Origin of the sequence: Actinomadura terrae (genome assembly GCF_022751215.1) — a bacterium.
Lineage (GTDB): Bacteria > Actinomycetota > Actinomycetes > Streptosporangiales > Streptosporangiaceae > Spirillospora > Spirillospora terrae.
In genome coordinates, this window is record NZ_JAICDG010000008.1 from 185,010 (window position 1) to 203,312 (window position 18,303).

Sequence of the window (18,303 nt, forward strand, 5' to 3'; positions counted from 1 at the left end):
ACGAAGCCCGTCTCATGCCATTTCCCAGGAAAGTCGCATACCCGCCACGCCGCCAGAGATATTCGCACGGCCCCGCTGAAACCCGGTGGGAACCCGATTGGACCGATCCTGGGTCGCCGCCCACCACAACGGCAAGGCCCTCCTCCACCGCGTCGATGCTCCGGAAGGCCTCACCAAGACCGACTCTCGCGTCCTGGACGAATGGCTCTGCCAGCAGGAGACCCCAGCTTTCGCCGGGGCCTCGATCTGAAGGCTAAGGACAGCGTTTCCACGCGAAGTCGTAGCGTGCGCTGCTGTGGGTGGAGCCCATCGACAGGAAGCTCATTCTGTCGCTGTCGGAGCTTCCCGGGTTCACTCGCAATTCGGTGTTGAGAGCGAGGTAGCGTTCCTCGCCACACGGCTTGTAGTTCACCATCGGATGAGGAAACCTGTCAGTGAGCACCCAGTGGCCGAGATACGGGCCTTTGAGTTGGTGGCTGCTCACGTGGTCCGTCTGCATTCCCTGGAAAAAGTAGCTCGTCCGTACTTGGCCGGATGCCCCGTCCTGCAAACCGGCAAAGCCACTGTGGTCGGCGCCGCGGATGCCGTAGGTGTAGTCGGCCGGGGCGTGCACGCCCAGCATGATCAAGCAGTTGTTCCGGCTGGCTATCGGTGGCGCCTCGCCGCCGGTATAGACGAGATACTTGCTGTAGTTGACGGTGAAGGCGGTCCTGTCCTCGGAGATCACCACCGACGACGTCTCCTTCAGGCAGCCGGAGCCGTGGACCAAGACCACCTCGATACTGACGCCGTCCGGTATTGCCGGGGACGCGGATGCGGGAGCGGCCGTCAGCGTGACGAGGCCCAATGTGCTCGCCAGCGCGAGCGCCGCGCGTTTGGCATTCATCATGTGGAGGACTTCCCTCCCGAGCCGGGTGGGTCCGGTGCGGTGCTTCACGGCCGCACCGGACCCTTGCCCGATCTTAGAGCCGAAGGCTAGGAGCAGCGCTTCCACGCGAAGAGGTAGCGCGCGCTGCTGTGGGTGGAGTCCATCGACAGGAAGCTCATCTTGTTGCTGTCGGAGCTTCCCGCATTCACCCGCAGTTCGGTGTTGAGGTTGAGGTTGCGGGACTCGCCGCACGGCTTGTAGACGACCTCGGACGGGCTGAACCTGTCGCGGAACGTCCAGTCGTCGACATACCTGCCCTTGAGCTGGTGACTGCTCACCTGGTTCGTCGGGTGACCCTGGAAGTAGTAGTTCGTCCGCACCAGGCCGGACGCCCCTTCCTCCAGCCCGGCGAAACCGCGGTGGTCGGCGCCGATGATGCCGTAGGTCCAGTTGGCCGGGGCGTTCACGCGCAGGTTGATCTGGCAGTTCTTACGGGAGTTGACCGGTGACGCGTCACCGCCCGCGTAGGCGAGATATTCGCTGTAGTTGACGGTGAAGGCGGTCCTGTCCTCGGAGATCACGACCGAGGATGTGCCCTGCGGGCAACCGGAGCCGTTGACGGTGGCCACCTCGACACTGACGTCGTCCGGGGCAGGGGGAGCCGCGGAGGCGGGGAGGGTCGTCAGGGCGGCGACGCCGAGGGCGCCCGCCAGTGCGATCGCCGTACGTTTGGCATTCATCATGTGTTGCTCTTCCGCGCGAATCGGGTGGGGTCCGGCGCGGCCATGGTGGTCGCCCCGATGCTTCCTAGCTGCTGTCGCTCATGGCTTCACCGTTGATCACCTCGCAGCCGAAAATCATTTGTGGCGGTGGCGGCCACCCGTAAAGGGGAGTGCGTCGCTTTTCGCGATCTGTTCCCTCCTGGACGGGTATGGTGCCGCCGACCGGGGCCCCGGCATTGGCGGGGCCCCGGTCCGAACGGCTAGGGGCAGCGCTTCCACTCGAAGTAGTAGCGCGCGCTGCTGTGAGTGGAGTCCATCGACATGAAGCTCGTCTTCTTGCCGTCGGAGCCCTTCTGGTCCACGACCAGTTCGGTGTTGAGGTTGAGGTTGCGGGACACGCCGCACGGCTTGTAGTCCAGCTGCGGCGCGGGGATCCTGTCGTTGAACTCCCAGTTCTTGACTTCCGGGCCCCTGACCTGGTGGTCCGCCGTCGTGTCCCGCGGCAGGCCCTGGAAGTAGTAGTTCGTCCGCAGCAGGCCGGTCGCCCCGGCCTCCAGGCCGGTGAAGCCGCGGTGCTCGGCGCCGCTGATGGCGTAGGTGTAGCCGTCCGGGACGTGGACGTTCACGCTGAGCTGGCAGTTCTTCCGGGAGTCGACCGGTGTCGCGTCACCGCCGGCGTAGGCGTGGTAGTCGCTGTAGCTGACGGTGAAGGCGGTCCTGTCCTCGGAGATCACCACCGCGGACGTGCCCTTCGGGCAGCCCGAGCCGTTGACGGTGGCCACCTCGACGGTGACGCCGTCCGGTATGGCGGGAGCGGCGGACGCGGGAGCGGCCGTCAGAGCGGCCAGGGCGAGGGGAGCCGCCAGTGCGATCGCCGTGCGTTTGGCATTCATCATGTGTTTGGTCTTTCACGCGAATAGGGGAGAGGGATTCGGTGCGGCCCTGCTGACCGCTCCGATATTTCTGGCCACTGTCGCTCGCGGGTTCATCGTTGATCACCGCGCGGCCGGTAAGCATTCGTGACGGTATTCCCCCCCGAGGAAGGGGGTCAACGTCGTCTTTTTCGATTCGATTTCTGTCTTAACTTTTTTAAACAACTGCGTCCCAGGCCGCCTGATCTCGTGCTCCCACCCGCCCCACCAGCCTCGAACGTTCCAGCATCGGGGAAAGGGGCAGCCGAAACCTCTGTTGATCACTAGCCGAAGCCACCCTTCCGGACGCCGGCCTGGCCGCTGTGTCGCTCACTCCCGGTGGTCGGGCAATCACGACTCCGTTGCGCGCGGTTCCGCGTCGAAAGTGCTCGCGAGCGAAGTTGATCGGCGGATTCACAAAGGCACATTCTGGGGCGGGGTGCCTTCTCGATAAAATCGATAGGACTCCGCGGGTCCGGCCGTCAAGGTGGACATGTCCAAGCTCCGCCGTCGCCTGCTCGAAGTTAATCGAAAGCCACCCTTGCTCGGGTTTGTGCAGGTCGATCCCCATGTCATCGGCCGCCCGCACGGACGCGGGGCCCGTTGTTGCCCAATGAGCACATTGGGGTGAGGGCGCGATGAATGCCGGGAGTCGCGCAGGGGGGTCGGCTAATGGATGGGGCGACGGCGCTGTATTGTGCCGGATGAGGTCGTTGCTTCCTGTCAAGCCGCCGGTCCTGTCCAATGAAGGACCTCGCGCCCGCTGCTCGGATTGTTTAGCCTGAAAACAGCTTTGTGTCTGATTTGGTGGGGTTGATCATGAGTGAGCATTTCGAGGAGCATCTGCCATCGGTCCCCGGGCTGGATCCGAGCGTCGCCAATTCGGCTCGCGTGTGGGACTACTGGCTCGGCGGCCACCAGTTCTACGAGGCCGACAAGGCGATGGCCGACGAGATCGAGCGAATACTGCCCGATATCGTCGCGCAGGCCCGTGCCGACCGGCTGTTCCTGAGCCGGGTGGTGGAGTTCTTCGCGGGCGAGGCGGGCATCGACCAGTTCCTCGACATCGGGACGGGCCTGCCGACGTCCAACAACACCCACGAGGTCGCCCAGCGCCTGCGTCCCGACGCCCGTGTCGTGTACGTCGACAACGACCCGCTCGTCCTGGCGCACGCCCGCGCGCTGCTGACCAGCACGCCGCAGGGTGTCACCGCGTATCTGGACGCCGACATGCACGGCCCGGACCACATCCTGGACGAGGCGAGCCGCACACTCGACCTGGACCGCCCCGTCGCGGTCACCATGCTCGGCGTGGTCTGGCACATCATGGAGGACGACCAGGCGCGCCGGATTCTGGGCCGCCTGATGGACCGGCTCGTCCCGGGAAGCCATCTGGCGATCAGCCACCAGACCGACGAGATCACCGGCGTGCGCGCACGGGACGCCGTCGAGATGTGGAACCGGGACGCCGCCCCCAAGGGGGTGTGGAGGTCCAAGCGCCAACTGGAGGATCTGTTCGACGCGGTGGGCCTGGAATTGCTGGAGCCGGGCGTCGTGTCGTGCAACCGATGGCGGCCCGAAACCACCGACCTCCTACCGGATGAGGTCGACCAGTTCGGCGGCGTCGGCCGAAAGCCATGACATTCCCGGCATGATTTCTTGTTCTTTCCTGCCGGTATTCCTGACGGGCTGCCCGGGCCCGGCGGGATCGGGCAAGCTTGCTCAGACTTGTAGCGAGTTGTCGTGAGCTGTGACAGGTCGTGGTGGCGCGGTGCGTCCGGGGGAGGTGAAGCGTGCCCACTCTGTTCCTGCCGACGGACGAGCCCGACGCGCTGACGCGTCCGCGCCTGCTGCTCGCGGCCAAGCTTCGTGACCTGCGCGAACGCAACGGCGTGACGTCCGAGACGGCGGGCGCGGCCATCGGGTCGCTGCCGCTGCTGGAGACGATGGAACAGGGGTTGACCGCGTCCGATCCGCACCACGTGATGGCGCTGGCGTCGCTGTATGAGCTGACCGACCACGCGGCCCGCCTCCATTTGCTCCAGCTCGCCATCAGTTCCCGGCAGGAGGGCTGGTGGAAGCCCTACCACCACCTGATAAACCCGTGGTTCCTGCCCTACCTCGGCGCGGAGCAGTCCGCCGAGCTCATCCGCTGCTACGCGGTCGGCGCCATCCCCGACCTGCTCCAGCATTCCGCCTACGCCGCGTCCATGATTCGCGGGGCCAACCGGGCGGTCGGGGAAGTCGAGCTGGCCCAACGCCTGGAACTGCGGTTGCGTCGCCAGCGCGTCCTCTATGAACGGCATCCGCCCCGGCTGTGGGCGATCATCGACGAGACCGCCCTCCGCCGGTGCGTCGGCACGCCGGAGATCACCTACCGGCAGCTCGACCACCTGCTGGACCTGTGCGAGCTGCCCCACGTGACCGTCCAGATCATCCCGTTGTCCGTCGGGCAGGACCTTCCACGCGGCCCGTTCACGCTGGTGCGGGTGCTGCGCGACCCGGACGTCCGGCAGGTGACCTACCTCCAGCAGTTCGAGCGCGGCTACTACTTCGAGGACCAGAAGCGGGCCCAGTACGCGATGGACCTGCTGGCGATCGTCGCCGAGCCTCCGGCGCACACCCCCCCGTTGCTACGGCGGATGATCTCCGCGCTGTGAAGCCGGGTGGGGCCAAATGTCGCGTATGACGCAGAAGTGACCTGGCGGGCGTGGCAGGCTGGCCGGCGGCGACAGCTCAGCACCCAGCTCGCATGCCAGTGCAAGGACGGACCGATGGCAACGAAGCCGCGACGGACCCGGGCCCACCAGCTGATGGTGAACTGCCTGAACCAGACATACCTCCAACATGGAGAGCCCTACCTGAGCCGGGTCCTGAAAACGCTGAAGCGGCTTCCCGATCTCTACCCCGACTTCGCCGGGGCCGGCGACGCCGCCGGACTGTCGTCCAAGGGGAACATCCAGAAGATCCTCGCAGGCACGCATGACAGTTTGCCGAGCGCGTCGCAGCTCTCCCGCCTGATCCTCGCCTTCCAGCACCTGGCCCGGGTGGACGAGGTGATTCCCGTGGATCCCGGGGTGTCGACCCTCCGCGGCTGGCAGGCGCTGCTGATCGAGGCGCGCACCCTGGACAAGGAGCAGGTCCGCCGGGGCGAGTTCATCGAGGACGCGGGGGGCGTCGACGCGCCGGTGCGACTGCCCACGCCGAGTCCGCTCGCCGAGCCGTCCCGTCCGCTGGCCGTGCCCGAACCGGTCGAGATGACCCGCCTCGAAATGCACGCGCTGACGACCCTCGGCCAGTACGCCCGGTCCCTTGCCGTCCGCACCTCCACCGGCGACCCCGGCGTGCTGTTCGAGGTGGCCCTCGCTTTGATCGCCTCGAGTTCTCCCTATGCCCAGCGCGCGGAGTCGTTCGCCGCCAACGCGGGTGCGGCCGGGGTGTCCGCCGCCACCGACCTTTTCATGGCGTTCAAAACCGGACGTGATGAGGCGAGGGTGTTCGCCGTCACGCAGGCGCGGGTCCTGGAGTACGCCGCGCTCCGCTCGGGCGACGAGGCCGCCGCGCGCTTCTTCGGCAGGTGCGCCGGCCGCGCCACCAATCCCGGTACCAGGGGGAAGGCGCCACTTCTTGAGGGCTGAAGCGCTCGGTCCGTGATCATTTATCGGTGCCGCGATAAGCGTTTCGTAGCGTTTCCCTGCTTCTCCTGCCGTCGCCTGACAGTTCATTTTGTTTTCTTTCGGGCAAAGTCGCTCATTGGCCAGCTTCGGTACGACAGGGTATGGTGTGTTCGACCGTACTTCCGGGGCTCATGTCGCAATGCGGGCCACCTTCTCGGAAGCGGGAAACGGTCGCGTCTAATGTGAAAGTTTCTTTCCGGTGAACCGGCGCCACGGCGCAGACGGCCGGTCGTCGACCGCCCTGAACGAACTGGAGTCCGACCGATTGATCGATTCCCTGGGCCTAGGCCGCGAACGAGAAGACACCCCGAAAGGCGCAGGTGAGCGGAACCACCGGGGGCACGAGGTCATGAGACCTCGGCACCGGACCTGTTTCGCGGTCGACATCTCCCGTTTCGCCAGCCGGGACGTGACGTCGCAGGCGTATATGCGCAAGGCGGTGGGGGATATAGCCAAGTCGGCGTCGGCGGCCACCGGCGTGCGCTGGCGGTCCGAGAAGAACATCGACCGTGGCGACGGCCTCCTCGTCGTCACCGGAAAGGTCGGTGTCGAGGTGCTGTTCCGCGACTTCATCCGCAAACTCTGCGGCGAGGTGCGCGGATACAACCTCCTCGCCGCCCACCCCGCGAAGATGCAACTGCGCCTGGCCTTGGACGCCGGATATCTCGTCAAGGACGCCAAGGGCTACTCGGGCACCGCTCTCAACCGGGTGAGCCGCATGCTCGACGCGCCGGAGTTCAAGGCGAGAATGAGCGCGCGGAAGGCGGAGTTCGCCGTCATCACCTCGAACGAACTGCACGAGGTCGCCGACGGTTACCACCTGCTCGAAGGCTGGCGGCTCGAAAAAGTCCCGGTCAACGTGAAGGAGACGCACACGGACGCCTGGATGTGGATTCCCTAACCGTCCGGGTCGGTCCGGGACTGCATCGCCGCGTCGATATGCCGCACGAGTTGCGCGGCGTTCTCGGTCAGGCCGGTAATGGCGAGCCTGCGTCCCTCGGTGAGAACGACGGTGCAGCTCACGTCGCCGCCGGCCCACCGGGCGAAGGCGTTGTCCTTGCCGTCACGGATCACGAGGCATTCGACGTCCCTCCACGTGACGCGCTCGAACCGGCCGACCCGCGAATACCGCAGGCCGTTGTCGTGCAACTCGAAGACCTCGCCCCGGCGGTTGAGCGCCAGGACGCCGATCCAGCCGCCCATGATGAGCATGCCGATCCCGAGCCCGAGCAGAATGCTCGGGAACACCAGCGGGTCACCGCCGGTCGGCGGGCTCTTCTTGCTGGCTTCGTCGAGGAAGATCCAGGACGCGACCGCGAATGCGGTCAGCGGTACGCCGCCCAGCAGCAGGATCGCCGCGATCCGGCCGCGTCGCCGGTTGTCGGTGCGATATGTCCCCCGCACCGCACCCAGTTCGCTGTCCTCAGGCTTACCGCTTACGTGCTCGAAGCTAGGACTCAGGCTCCGGGACCGGTCCCGGCCGGTAGGCGCCGGTAGCCGGTGGATCGGCGAGCACTGTCCCTGCCGACGAAGAAGGCGATCAGGCTTCCCACGGCGAAGGCCAGGAGCAGGAATATGCCGACGGCGGCGCTGATCGTGGACCCCCATTCGCCCTTGCCGCCGTCCGCCTGGACGAAACGTCCGACGTCCCGTCCTTGTAGCCGGTTTCCCGCCTTGACCGCGTTCTCGTCCGCTCCCCGAAGTTCGACGCCGTGTTTCACCGCGTTACCGGCCCGCGGTGTGAAACGGCCGTACCAGGAGCACCTCCGCGAGCAGCGCATGCTCTCCGCGAGGAACACTCCGGGGCGCCCGCGTCCAGCGGCGGCGTCACGCGTCGCCCCGCCCTCCTCGATCGCGAACGCCAGCAGGTGCACCGCCCCCGCCAGCAGCGCCAGCGGCAACGCGAGGCTCGCCGCGGTGAAGATCATCGACGCCACGGACCGCCGCGTCCCCGTCGTCGGCGATACGTTATCGATCATGTTCTGAGCATGCCGCCGGGGCGGCCGATTCGCCATACCTGGCGCCCATACGGCTTCGTTCTCGTCGCGTCGCGTCCCGCGGTCTCGCTTTACGCGCGGCAGGAGTGAGTGTACGGTCACTCACATGGCCCGAGGCATGCTCTCCACCGCCGAGCTCCGCCGCCCGGTCGTCGCGGCGACCGCCGTCCGCGCCTTCGCCCACGGCGGGTACCACGGGACGACCGTCGCGGACGTCGCGCGCGCGGCGAAGATCTCGCCCGCCTACGTCTTCAAGTTCTTCCCGAGCAAGGAGAAGCTGTTCGCCGCCGCCCTCGAAGCCTGCTTCGACCAGGTCCTGGACGCGCTCGAACGCGGCGCCGGCGCCGCCGCCTCGGCGGACCCCGAGGACGTGCTCGACGCGATGGGCGGTGCCTACGCGGAGCTCATCGCCGACCGCACGTTGCTGCTCCTCCAGGTGCACGCGCAGTCGGTCGCCGAGATCCCCGAGATCGGCGCGGGCCTGCGCGCCGGCCTCAAACGCGTGGTCGAGCTGGCCAGGGCCCGTTCGGGAGCGTCGGACGAGGCCGTCCAGCGGTTCATGGCCTACGGCCAACTCTGCCACCTGATAGTGACGGCCGGGGTCGACGAGATCCCCGAGCACTGGGCCCGGCTGCTGGACGCCGGAATCCGCCACCCGTAGATCGGAACAAGGCGCACCCGCGCCGCGTTCTCCATGTCAGAAGGAGTGAGTGACTAGCCACTCACTCCACCGCCTCGAAGGGAAAGAACCGTGATCGTGCACGGCAACCGCTTCACGTTCAAGCCCGGCGTCTCCCCCGAGCAGATCGAGGAGGCCCTGGAGAGCCTGCGCAACCAGGGCCGCTCCATCCCGTCCGTGACGTCCTTTACCGTCGGACGCGACTACGGCGGCGAGTACGAATGGGGCGCCACCTTCCACATCGAGGACCTGGAGGGTTACTGGGAGTACCTCACGCATCCCACGCACATGCGGACAGACCGGATCGGCCTGCCGCTCGTCGACAGGTTCGCCTCGTTCGACATCACCGACGACCCCGACCCCGAGCTGGGCGCAAAGATCGCCGCCCTGCACCAGCGCCGCTACGACCGCGACCCCGAACTCACCAAGCTCGTCTCCGACCTGGGCGAATACAGCGGAAGCGCCGCGCCGGGACAGCACGCCTGAGCGGGCTCAGAAGTCGCCCTCGGCGACCTGCAACACGGTGAGACCAAGGTCCGCACGCCACATCCGCACGACCGACGCACGATCGTCCAGGACGGCCGTCACGGGCCCGACCGGTGCCACGAACCTCTCATAAAGGGCACGCTTGATGACCCGGTCGGGCCGATGGTCCCCGGCCGGACGCATCAGCAGCGCCTCGCCCGGAACACCGACATGCGCGGCGATCCACACGCCGGTCGCCGCGCGGCACTCCTCCGACCGGCCCGACAGGTAGATGATCCGGTGCCCGGCCGCGTCCAGCGCGCGGACGACCTCCACGATCGGCTCGTGCGGAACGTCCTCGCCGACGCGGGCCCAGTCATAGGGCGAGCGGACGTCCTCGGTCTCCTGCCGCAGAGCCACGGTCCCATCGAGATCGACCAGGTAGAGCCCCCGCGCGGCAGGCCGGGACAGATGCGCGGCGCGGACGTCGTGCAGCCAGCTCTCGACACGGTCGCGGTCCGGTTCGTCCGGCAGCGGCGTGCGGGCGGCGGCGAAGTCGTCCTCGGCCCGCCCCAGTACCGCGCGGGCCTCGGCGAGGTCGCCCGCGGCGACACGCTCCCCGAAGCCGAGATACCACTCCGGATCGGAGAGCCGCACGTCCAGCTGCCCGGTCCGATACAAACCGAGCCCCTGGTGGACGAGCCGCGCGAGGTGACGGGCGTGCTTGGCGGTCCGCTTGCGGGTGTCGGCGCTGAAGGACCCGTCCCCGCGAGTCTCCATGCGCTTGAACTGCTGCGACGCGTATCCCAGATAGGCGTCCTTGACCCGCGCCGCGGAAAGAAAGGCCGCCCGAATTCCAATGAGCTGGTCGCCGAGAGCCGTACGCGCCTCGTACAGCTCGTCCGGCAACCACATCAACTCGGTCACGGTCGGATTCGCCTGAAGGCAGAGCGCGGCGAATTTCCCCGCCTCATGAAAGGTCACATCGGGCTTGGTCGTGACCGTGGTCGCCGCACGCCCGGCGGGCGGGTTCAACCCATGGAACTCGACGGTCGGCGCCGCGTACACACCGAGCCGATCGATATCGGAACCGGGCCCCGCCAAACCATAGGCGGTGGACCCGACAATGCCCGACAGCAGCACGTTCGCAGGCTCGACCATGGCACCCCCGCACGACACACACCGGTACACCACCGATCATGACATCCGGCCCCGCGAACGAGCACGACTTTTGGCAGGTATTGAACGTGTTGCTGAAGCCGGGCCGGGGACGATCTCGGTGGTCGTTCACTCCAGGAGGTCTCCCATGCGTCGCTCCCTGCCCGTGTCCGTCGGCCTCGCCGCGCTGGTCATCGGCCTGTCCGGCTCCCAATTCGCCGCCGCGATGCCCGTCCGGGGAGCGCCGGCGTCGGATCTGCGCGGCGTCGTGCTGGCGGTCCACGGCGGAGCCGGGTCCGTGCCGCGCGGCAGCCTGACACCCGAAGAGGAAAAGGCCTACCGCGACGGCCTGACCAAGGCACTGCGAACCGGCTACGCGCTAATCAAGCAGAACAAACCGGTATTGGACGCGGTCGAGGCAGCCGTCAACGTCCTGGAGGACGACCCGAACTTCAATGCAGGCAAAGGTGCCGTGTTCAACGCCGACGCCGAACAGGAACTGGACGCCTCCATCATGAACGGCCGTGACCTGCGTTCAGGCGCGGTGGCCGGCGTCCACCACACCAAGAACCCGATCTCGCTCGCCCGCCTGGTAATGGAGAAATCGCCGCACGTCTTCATGGCGGGCAAGGGCGCCGACGACTTCGCGCTCCGCAATGGCGTCCCGTACACCACCCAGGACTATTTCTGGACGCAGCGCCGCTGGGACCAGCTCATGGACGCCAAACACCCGAAACCCGGCGCGAAGGCCGAGACCGGCGGCACGGTCGGCGCCATCGCTCTCGACCGCTCGCACAACGTCGCCGCCGCCACCTCGACGGGCGGACTCACCAACAAGCAGCCCGGCCGGGTGGGCGACTCCCCGGTCATCGGCGCCGGAACGTACGCCGACAACCGCACCGTGGCCATCTCGTCCACCGGCACAGGCGAAGCCTTCATCCGCACCGTCGCCGCGCACGACATTTCCGCGCTCATGCAATACGCGCACCTACCCGTGACCAAGGCCGCCGCGACCGTCGTCAACGAAAAGGTCCCCGCCCTAGGCGCGACCGGCGGCGTCATAGCCCTCGACACCAGGGGAAACCTCGCCACCCCGCACAGCACCAAGGGCATCATCAACGGCTACGTCACCGCGGACGGCAAGATCACAACAAGACTCTACGACGACGAAACCCCCACCTCCTAACACCGGACTCTCGTTCAGCTGGTACCACCAACGCCAGCCGAGGGGCGTATTACAACCCCGGTGGGGGCGATGAGGACCGGGTGTCCCGGCCCCCACGCATGTCCGCGTGGTCAGGGTTGCGAACCCCGGTAGGGGCGATGAGGACCCCAGGGTAAAGGTGCAGGTCTGGGGAGGGAAGAGGGGGACGTCGGACGTGGATTTTTCAGCGATCCGTCGGTTGTGCTGTCGAGCCCGGCGTGTCGCTGAAAAGTCTTGATCGACTTTGTGTCGGGGCGCAGTGTCCACGACCAGTGCGGGACGAGTCGGGGGGCGGGATCACCCCTGCGGGTGAGCGTTCCCGTCCTGTGGGGGAGGTCGTCGGGAGTTGCGGGTCGCGAGTATCTAGAGGTCAGCCTGCATCTGATGTCGAGGAGCCCTAGATGGCCACCTTCGCTGTTCCGGTTCGGCGATCTGCCTTCGGCACGGTGCCGGGGGTACCCGGCTGGGCCCGTTGGGCCGCGCACATCGCCGCACTCGCGGCGCTTCCTTCGGGGCTGTGGCGGTTGCCGATGGCCTGGGGCAACCCGATGGGCTTCGAAAAGTCTTTCATGGACGACCTCCATACGCCCGGCTGGGGCTCGGCGTACGTGGTCGGGTTGAGCTTGGTCGCGGAACTGTTCGCCCTGCTGACCCTGGGATTGATCCAACCTTGGGGTGAGCGGTTCCCCCAAGGGATGCCATGGATCGGCGGCCGCCCCATCCTCGTGAAGCCCGTAGTTATCGCCGCTATGACGGGTGCGGCGCTGGTGGCGCTGTACAACGTCGGCTACCTCTACACGGCTATCAAGAACCCGGCGGGCAGCCCCACCGGCGCGGACCTGTGGTTCATGCACGCCTGTTACGCACCAATGCTCGCATGGCCTCCCCTGCTGGCCGCCGTAACAATCCATTACAAGCGCCGCCGCAGCTGCGACCCCTCGCAGGGACGATGAGAGGCCATAGACGTCGCGAGATGTGGAGAAACCGCATGCGGGGTGCTCATCGGACGGACGTTTCGGCGGATTCTGCGACTCGATCCGTCCAATCTACGCCTGCCGTGGCCACCAGAACGGCGAGGCGGCGCACCATTCGTCCGGCCAGTTCTGGTGCGATGCCCAAGTCCTGGGTTGCCACGGCGACCGGGTCGGCGGGGCGTCCAATACCTATCTCGCATACGGCGGTGGCGACCTTTCGATACGTTTTGCGGCGCGTCGCGTGCGGGTCGGGCTCGTTCACGCGGGACGTGAGCAGGCGGGCCAGGGTCGCGCGGGCGTGGTCTTGTCCCGCCGGGCCGTCCGGCGGGGCGGCCGGGAGTTCGAGGCCCACCGGCGCTTCGATGTTGGCGGTGAAGAACCCCGGGTTGGCCGTGCGCAATGCGGACAGTGCCCTCCCCAACCGCCGGGACGCCTCCGTTCGCGTCAACCCGTGGCGCTCCCGTATGTCGTCCGGCACCTGGAATGGGTCGGGAACCCTGCGTCGTATGCGCAACACCGCCACGATGAGCATTTCCAGGCCGGCGGGATCTTCGCGCAGCGAAGCGGCCCAGGCCGCTTGGCGCAGGTCCCGATCTGGACGCGCCGAGGCGCCCCGGCGCACCGCGTCCGCGCGCCTTGTCTGCTCCTCCAGATGGCGCAACGGATAGTGGACGAGTTGCGCCCGTGCGGCCCGCAGCCACGCGGGTTCGACGATGTTCCCCGTTTCCCGAAGCCTCGGCGCCCAGGAGATGGAGTCCTCCTCTTTCGCGTCGGGTGACAACAGGTGTTCGCACACCAGGGCCATTTCTCGGACGGGTTGCCCCGCGCGAGTCACCGGCACTTCCTTGCTCAGCGCGGTCCGCAGCCGCTTGCAGCCGTCCATGAGCAGGTCGTCGACCGTCGCCTCGCAGTCGGCGCACCACCGCGAGCCGGTCGGCGCGCCGCAGGGACGGCCGGCGTGCCTCGCCCGGAGCAGCGGTCCGCGCGCGGCCACGCGCAACGCCGGGGAGACGAAGGCGTGGAACGCGTGGAACGCGATGTCGCCGTCAGGGTGGGTCAGGTGGGAGAGGGGCCGCACGGAACCTCCTGAGGTAGTCCGAACAGACCGGTCGTCCCACGGGAAATGAAATCCGGGGATCGGTCCGGTCTTCCTCAGGAGGCGCAGGGGCCTCGAAAACGCTCTTCGGCCGCAGCCGTCGAACGGTCACCAGTATCGGAGTGACCCTCCGCTCACGTCAAGCGGCTTGCGAGAACCGGTGCCGTCCGTGGTCACCGGGCCTCCTTCCCCAGGTGTTCGAGCTGGGGAAGGAGGCGTGTGTAGTGGGGGACGAGCGGCAGGCTCGGGTAGTCCTGGTGACTACGCGGCCGGCTGAGGGCGTCGATGGCTCCGCGCAGCTCTTTGAGGACCGCCCCCGGATCGGGTGGTCTCCTCGACGGTTTCCGCACGCCGTGGCCGAGCTGCTCTTCGCGGAGCCTGTCGAGCAGGTGGGCATAGGGAGTCTCGTTTCGGTAGGCGTTCAGCCTTGCGAGCGGTGCGAATTGCCGCCTCATGGATTTCCATGCGTCCCAGTCGAAGAGACCCGGACGGAGCACTTCCACGGCTGTGTAGCAAGCCCGCCACGGCTCGTCCGCCAGGACGTGGGCGATCAGTTCGAGGCGTCGGCAGGCCATTTCGCGGCGGGTGTCCACGCTTGTCGTCGGCTCCGCGTGGCCGTACAGGTTGCGATGGAGCCGGGCGGCGGTGTCGCGGGCGCTGGAGAGGGCCGGTGAGCCGGTGTCGAGCAGTTGCCAGGCGGTGCGGGTGTCGAGTCGGCGGACGGCCGATGAGGCGAGCCGGGCGAGGCGGGCGTCCATTCCGAGGCGGCACAGGGCGAGGCCGGCCTCGTTGAGGACGGTGCGCAGTGCCCGGTCGCGGCCGAGTTCGGCGACGCGCAGCGGGCATGCGGCTTTCAGGGACCATTGGACGCCTGCGGCGACCATTCCATTGACCGTGACCGGTTTTCCAGAATTGATGACGAGTAAAACCTCGTCCACGTCCCGGAGGCTGGTCGAGCCGTACCGGCCGGTCGGCTCGGCCTCACCCAGTGCGGTGAGGAGCGCGGCGTTTATCGCGGCGGCATCGCCCGGGTCGGTGGAGAAGGGACCGAGGACGGCGGCGTCGAGGCTGCCGGCGGGGGCGGTGGCGCGGGCGAGCGTCACCCAGGAGCGGGCACGCTCCATCGTCTCCTCGCTGGCCAGCAGGCGCAGCCTGACCCGGCCGGGGCGGGCGAGGGTGCCGCAGCGCTCGGACGCCCAGTTCATGACCCTGTGGACGGCCGCGTGTCCACCCTTGTCGGCCGGGTCATTCTCGGGGGTCATTCCGACGCACATCAGGACGAGGACATCGCCGGTTCCGAGGACGGGCCATACCGCCATGTCGCGCTGTTTCACCAGGCCAGGAACTGGGTCGCCCTTCTCCCACTGGTCGGCGTTCGCGAGCAGTGAGCCGGGCAGGCGGCGGGCTCCGGGTGGGGCGAGGTGTGCTTTGTGGTTGGCGCTCTCCTCGAAGAGGCCGATGAATTGGTCGTCGCCCACCAGCGCCGCGTGGTGTGCCCGGGGGATGGGTGAGAGCCGGTAACGAGCTTCCTTGATGAGGCCGGCGCCGCCGCGGAATTCCGGGTCGCTCAGTTTCTTCGCGAGATCTGCCAGCAGCCGTCGCGCCGATACGGGGACCGCGGCGTCCTCTTTGCGGGACGGTTTGCTGATCCGCTGGGTGAACCAGGTGCGGAGCAGGGCGTGGTCGATGGCCTCGCCCCGCGCGAGTCGTTCGTAGAAGGCGGCCTGGACGGTCGGCCAGAGTTCGCGAAATTTGTCGAGTGTTCCCTGGGTGAGGGCGGGGTTGGGGGTGGCGGCCTCGGCGAGGCTGATGTCGGCACGCTGGCGGGCGGCGAGCAGTTGCCAGAGGTCCGCGTTCGGTGGGTCGACGGTGGCGAGTTCGTCCCAGAAGCGATGCCGGAGCAGCCAGTTCCTCAGGGTGTCATGCGGGTCGATCAGGTCGCGAAGGCGATAGGCGGCGGACGGCTCGTCGACCGGCAGCAGGGTCATCTGCACGCCGGTCTCGATGCCGGCGAGCAGGACACCGGCGCCGAGGGCATAGGAGCCGGCCCCGGATGTCAGCAGGCATTCGCGGGGGGCGAGCGCCGTGAGCACGGGTTTCAGGGAATCGACGCCGTGTCGGACGGTGGGCTCGGCGACCTGGACGATGTGGAGCTTGTCGCGTGCGAATGTGCGGCCGCAGAGCCCGTTCGGGGAGCACAGCAGTTCCTTCATGTGCTGCGCGTGCTCCGCGAAAGGGCGCCGCGAGAAATTGTTGGTGTTCGTCGTCGCGATGATGAGCAGCCCGCCGATGTCGGTGCCGGTCTCGGTGAGGCCGTCGAAGACCTTGTGCAGGGGCCGTCGATCGCCCGGACTTCCGTGGAAGTCGATCGGGCCCGGGGACGTCGCGAGCGGGCGCTGGCCGAGGTCGCCGCCGCCGATCGGGTGGATCAGCAGCGGCGCCGCGTCCGGGTCAGGGCTGCTCTTCGTCGTAGACGACAAGTTCGCTTCCTCGGGAGGCGTCGGCGGACGGGAGGGAACGGCCTCGGCCCGGTGCGACGTCTCTGCCCTGGAGTTTCTCGTTGGCGGTGAACCAGGCGTACGACTCCCCGGCTGGGTTCGGGGGCGTACGCCGCGCCCGCATGCCCTTGGGGCGGGCGCGGGGATAGTGGACGGGGAGGTCGTGTTTGCCCCGCGCTGCGGCGCGGAAGGCGCTTTCGATCGCGGCGAATCCCGGCTGGTTGCTTGCTTCCTGAACGAACGCCTGGATGCAGGTGGTCACCGTGGCTTCCGCGGAGGAGCCGGGAAGCTCCCCCATGAGGTCGCGATAGTACTCCGACCATTGCGCGCCGGTGTGGAGTTCCGTTTCCTTCAGATCCAGGGAGAGGTGGACGCTGCCGAAGCCGAGCGGCTTGCCGAGGCCGAGCCGGTGGTGATGGTCGTCGCCGAGCGTCAGCAGCCACAGCAGCGCCCCGAGTTCGACTTCGGGAATGTCGCGGACGCCGATGCTGAAGGTGAACTCGGTGTCTCTGGCGATCCAGCCGCGCACGGAGCGGTTCTGCTTGTCGCGCTGCGGCTCGCCGGTCGTCTGGAATGCCGTCCTGTCATCGGTGAGGCGCTCGTCGGCGACCGCGTTCGGCCGCCGGTACTCCCGGTACAGGTCGTTGTCGACCGGCTGCTGGGTGGGGTCGCCTTTCGATGCGGACGGCTGGGTCCAGTAGGAGGCGCTCGCCGCCGCACGCCGGTGATGCCAATAGATCTTGCGTCCCCGGAGGGCGCGGTCGGGGTCGCGGTGCACGTCGTTCTTGGGTATGCCGTCCTTGATCGGACGGTTCGGTTCGGCGGCGCTCTCGGAAAGGTAGAAGCGACTCTGTGTGGGTTTGGGCTGGGCGAGAATCGCCAGCGGCAGCCCTTTTCCGGAGAACCGTTCGACGGCCTTTTCAGCGGCGGTGACGCAGGTGATGTTGTTGACGCGCACCCGGCCCCGGTACGCGGCCGGGCGGGTACCGGAACCCTCCTGCGCGACCCAGCCGAACACGCGGTCGGCCGGGGACAGATCGCGGTAGGAGGCGGCGGGCTCCACCTTCGGCGGAACCAGTTCGGCCGGGCTCGCGATGGCGAGATCACGCGGGATCATGACCGGATACAGCGCCTCGATGCGTCCGTTCTTCTTGTACGCCCAGCAAAAGGTCTCCGGTGTGAGCTTGCGCCGCTCCTCGCTCTTCCGGTGAGGGCTGATTTCGAGTTCGCCACCGGATTCGATGTCCTGCTCGTGTCGGCGATAATGGTCCATGAGAGCTTCCCAGCGCTCGCGGAGTTCGTCGGTCAGCGGGGCGGGCTTGGACCTTCCCCTGACAAAGACCCGCTCATCGTGCTTCTTCTCCGCGTTCTGACCGGTGATGAAGGCGAATCCCTCCTCCCATCCCTTGCCGGTCCTGATCTCGGAGTCCAACCTGAACTCGGTGCCTTCCTTGGTCGTCTTCACCCACACGCGTTCACCGTGTTCCGGAGGCGGAATCGTGGCCGCCTTGGGGTAGGAAGGAAATTTGACGGCCTCCCAGAACTCGAGTGATTTCCCGTCCGCGCTGACGCGGACGGGATACATGTGGCGCGCGTCGTCGGCGACGCGCCGCCAGCCGAGCGGGTCGTCGTGGCCGTTGAACACGCCGAACCGGCTGTTGGTGATCGCCTCGTAGGCGGCGCGCAGCATTCCCTTGAGCGCGGTCGCCGGGAGGTGAGGGCGGCCGTCGCGCAGCAGCACCGGGTAGGTGAGGTGTCCCTCTTCGTCGCCCGGCGCGTTGTAGGCGCGGGCGGTGTCGAGCAGCAGCAGCGGCGTCCGGACGATGAGTCGGACGCCGATCGTCCCCGTCCAGTTCTCCTCGTGCAGCCGGTCGGCGCCGTGCGGAACGGTGTCGGCGAAGGCACCCGTCATACCCTCGCGCGAGAAGGCGGGAACGAAGGTGTACGGGTTGAGGAACGCCTCTTGACGGCCGTTCCCTGAGCCACGCGGCGGGGGTTTGCGGGACGGAGCGGATTTCGGCTTCGGCGTCCGCGCTGCTTTCTCGGTAGCGAAC

18 protein-coding genes are annotated in these 18,303 nt (G+C 67.6%); 9 read left to right on the forward strand and 9 right to left on the reverse strand.

The window, feature by feature from the left end; translation table 11 throughout:
- Positions 1-97: 97 nt before the first annotated feature.
- On the forward strand, positions 98-250 hold the full coding sequence (locus K2F47_RS37070; protein WP_242910910.1) for a hypothetical protein: 153 nt from the start codon (positions 98-100) through the stop codon (positions 248-250).
- Between the two features lie 3 nt (positions 251-253).
- Here the strand turns inward: K2F47_RS37070 and K2F47_RS37075 are convergent, their stop codons facing one another.
- From K2F47_RS37075 to K2F47_RS37085, 3 genes are all read right to left on the reverse strand, one after another.
- On the reverse strand, positions 254-937 hold the full coding sequence (locus K2F47_RS37075) for a DUF4360 domain-containing protein (protein WP_242910911.1): 684 nt from the start codon (positions 935-937) through the stop codon (positions 254-256).
- A 38-nt stretch (positions 938-975) separates the two neighbouring features.
- Positions 976-1,611 carry a DUF4360 domain-containing protein gene (locus K2F47_RS37080; protein ID WP_242910912.1) on the reverse strand — a complete coding sequence of 212 codons (636 nt, stop codon included), beginning with the start codon at positions 1,609-1,611 and terminating at the stop codon, positions 976-978.
- Between the two features lie 239 nt (positions 1,612-1,850).
- Positions 1,851-2,486 (reverse strand): DUF4360 domain-containing protein, encoded by a 636-nt coding sequence (locus K2F47_RS37085; protein WP_242910913.1) that lies wholly within the window; start codon positions 2,484-2,486, stop codon positions 1,851-1,853.
- 834 nt (positions 2,487-3,320) lie between these two features.
- Between K2F47_RS37085 and K2F47_RS37090 the strand changes: the two genes are divergently transcribed.
- The 4 genes from K2F47_RS37090 (at position 3,321) to K2F47_RS37105 (ending at position 7,079) form a co-directional block, all read left to right on the forward strand.
- The gene (locus tag K2F47_RS37090) at positions 3,321-4,142 is read left to right on the forward strand and encodes an SAM-dependent methyltransferase (RefSeq protein WP_242910914.1); all 822 of its coding nucleotides are present in this window, start codon (positions 3,321-3,323) and stop codon (positions 4,140-4,142) included.
- Between the two features lie 152 nt (positions 4,143-4,294).
- Complete coding sequence (locus tag K2F47_RS37095) at positions 4,295-5,161, forward strand: helix-turn-helix domain-containing protein (RefSeq protein ID WP_242910915.1); 867 nt, start codon at positions 4,295-4,297, stop codon at positions 5,159-5,161.
- A 36-nt stretch (positions 5,162-5,197) separates the two neighbouring features.
- Complete coding sequence (locus K2F47_RS37100) at positions 5,198-6,139, forward strand: hypothetical protein (RefSeq protein ID WP_242910916.1); 942 nt, start codon at positions 5,198-5,200, stop codon at positions 6,137-6,139.
- A 388-nt stretch (positions 6,140-6,527) separates the two neighbouring features.
- Positions 6,528-7,079, forward strand: a complete 552-nt coding sequence (locus K2F47_RS37105; RefSeq protein WP_242910917.1) for a hypothetical protein — start codon at positions 6,528-6,530, stop codon at positions 7,077-7,079.
- Here K2F47_RS37105 and K2F47_RS37110 read toward each other — a convergent pair.
- Entirely contained in the window at positions 7,076-7,582 is a 507-nt protein-coding gene (locus tag K2F47_RS37110) for a hypothetical protein (RefSeq protein ID WP_242910918.1), read from the reverse strand. The two genes, K2F47_RS37105 and K2F47_RS37110, sit on opposite strands and share 4 nt — an antisense overlap.
- 53 nt (positions 7,583-7,635) lie before the next feature.
- Entirely contained in the window at positions 7,636-8,157 is a 522-nt protein-coding gene (locus K2F47_RS37115) for a hypothetical protein (protein ID WP_242910919.1), read from the reverse strand.
- Between the two features lie 124 nt (positions 8,158-8,281).
- On the opposite strand from K2F47_RS37115, the gene K2F47_RS37120 reads away from it, so the two are divergent.
- Both K2F47_RS37120 and K2F47_RS37125 read left to right on the forward strand, forming a co-directional pair.
- Positions 8,282-8,836: a TetR/AcrR family transcriptional regulator gene (locus K2F47_RS37120; RefSeq protein ID WP_242910920.1), complete on the forward strand. Its 555-nt coding sequence runs from the start codon at positions 8,282-8,284 to the stop codon at positions 8,834-8,836.
- A gap of 90 nt (positions 8,837-8,926) precedes the next feature.
- On the forward strand, positions 8,927-9,340 hold the full coding sequence (locus tag K2F47_RS37125; protein WP_242910922.1) for a Dabb family protein: 414 nt from the start codon (positions 8,927-8,929) through the stop codon (positions 9,338-9,340).
- A 6-nt stretch (positions 9,341-9,346) separates the two neighbouring features.
- Here K2F47_RS37125 and K2F47_RS37130 read toward each other — a convergent pair whose 3' ends face one another.
- Positions 9,347-10,480 (reverse strand): phosphatase domain-containing protein, encoded by a 1,134-nt coding sequence (locus K2F47_RS37130; protein WP_242910923.1) that lies wholly within the window; start codon positions 10,478-10,480, stop codon positions 9,347-9,349.
- Here K2F47_RS37130 and K2F47_RS37135 point away from each other — a divergent pair.
- Both K2F47_RS37135 and K2F47_RS37140 read left to right on the forward strand, forming a co-directional pair.
- Complete coding sequence (locus tag K2F47_RS37135) at positions 10,446-11,663, forward strand: isoaspartyl peptidase/L-asparaginase family protein (protein ID WP_242910924.1); 1,218 nt, start codon at positions 10,446-10,448, stop codon at positions 11,661-11,663. The genes K2F47_RS37130 and K2F47_RS37135 overlap by 35 nt on opposite strands.
- A 419-nt stretch (positions 11,664-12,082) precedes the next feature.
- Positions 12,083-12,634: a hypothetical protein gene (locus tag K2F47_RS37140; protein WP_242910925.1), complete on the forward strand. Its 552-nt coding sequence runs from the start codon at positions 12,083-12,085 to the stop codon at positions 12,632-12,634.
- 46 nt (positions 12,635-12,680) lie between these two features.
- Here the strand turns inward: K2F47_RS37140 and K2F47_RS37145 are convergent, their stop codons facing one another.
- From K2F47_RS37145 to K2F47_RS37155, 3 genes are all read right to left on the reverse strand, one after another.
- The gene (locus tag K2F47_RS37145; RefSeq protein WP_242910926.1) at positions 12,681-13,733 is read right to left on the reverse strand and encodes a hypothetical protein; all 1,053 of its coding nucleotides are present in this window, start codon (positions 13,731-13,733) and stop codon (positions 12,681-12,683) included.
- A 191-nt stretch (positions 13,734-13,924) separates the two neighbouring features.
- Positions 13,925-16,231: a hypothetical protein gene (locus K2F47_RS37150; RefSeq protein WP_242910927.1), complete on the reverse strand. Its 2,307-nt coding sequence runs from the start codon at positions 16,229-16,231 to the stop codon at positions 13,925-13,927.
- Positions 16,203-17,990 carry a TIGR03986 family type III CRISPR-associated RAMP protein gene (locus tag K2F47_RS37155; RefSeq protein WP_242911085.1) on the reverse strand — a complete coding sequence of 596 codons (1,788 nt, stop codon included), beginning with the start codon at positions 17,988-17,990 and terminating at the stop codon, positions 16,203-16,205. The genes K2F47_RS37150 and K2F47_RS37155 overlap by 29 nt, the downstream gene beginning before the upstream one ends.
- Positions 17,991-18,303 lie beyond the last annotated feature (313 nt).

Bases quoted from the DNA above. Each gene is read 5' to 3' on its own strand.
- K2F47_RS37135 (WP_242910924.1), top strand. From the start codon at position 10,446: ATGCCCGACAGCAGCACGTTCGCAGGCTCGACCATGGCACCCCCGCAC.
- K2F47_RS37085 (WP_242910913.1), bottom strand. From the start codon at position 2,486: ATGATGAATGCCAAACGCACGGCGATCGCACTGGCGGCTCCCCTCGCC.
- K2F47_RS37080 (WP_242910912.1), bottom strand. From the start codon at position 1,611: ATGATGAATGCCAAACGTACGGCGATCGCACTGGCGGGCGCCCTCGGC.
- K2F47_RS37090 (WP_242910914.1), top strand. From the start codon at position 3,321: ATGAGTGAGCATTTCGAGGAGCATCTGCCATCGGTCCCCGGGCTGGAT.
- K2F47_RS37140 (WP_242910925.1), top strand. From the start codon at position 12,083: ATGGCCACCTTCGCTGTTCCGGTTCGGCGATCTGCCTTCGGCACGGTG.
- K2F47_RS37105 (WP_242910917.1), top strand. From the start codon at position 6,528: ATGAGACCTCGGCACCGGACCTGTTTCGCGGTCGACATCTCCCGTTTC.
- K2F47_RS37115 (WP_242910919.1), bottom strand. From the start codon at position 8,157: ATGATCGATAACGTATCGCCGACGACGGGGACGCGGCGGTCCGTGGCG.
- K2F47_RS37120 (WP_242910920.1), top strand. From the start codon at position 8,282: ATGGCCCGAGGCATGCTCTCCACCGCCGAGCTCCGCCGCCCGGTCGTC.
- K2F47_RS37130 (WP_242910923.1), bottom strand. From the start codon at position 10,480: ATGGTCGAGCCTGCGAACGTGCTGCTGTCGGGCATTGTCGGGTCCACC.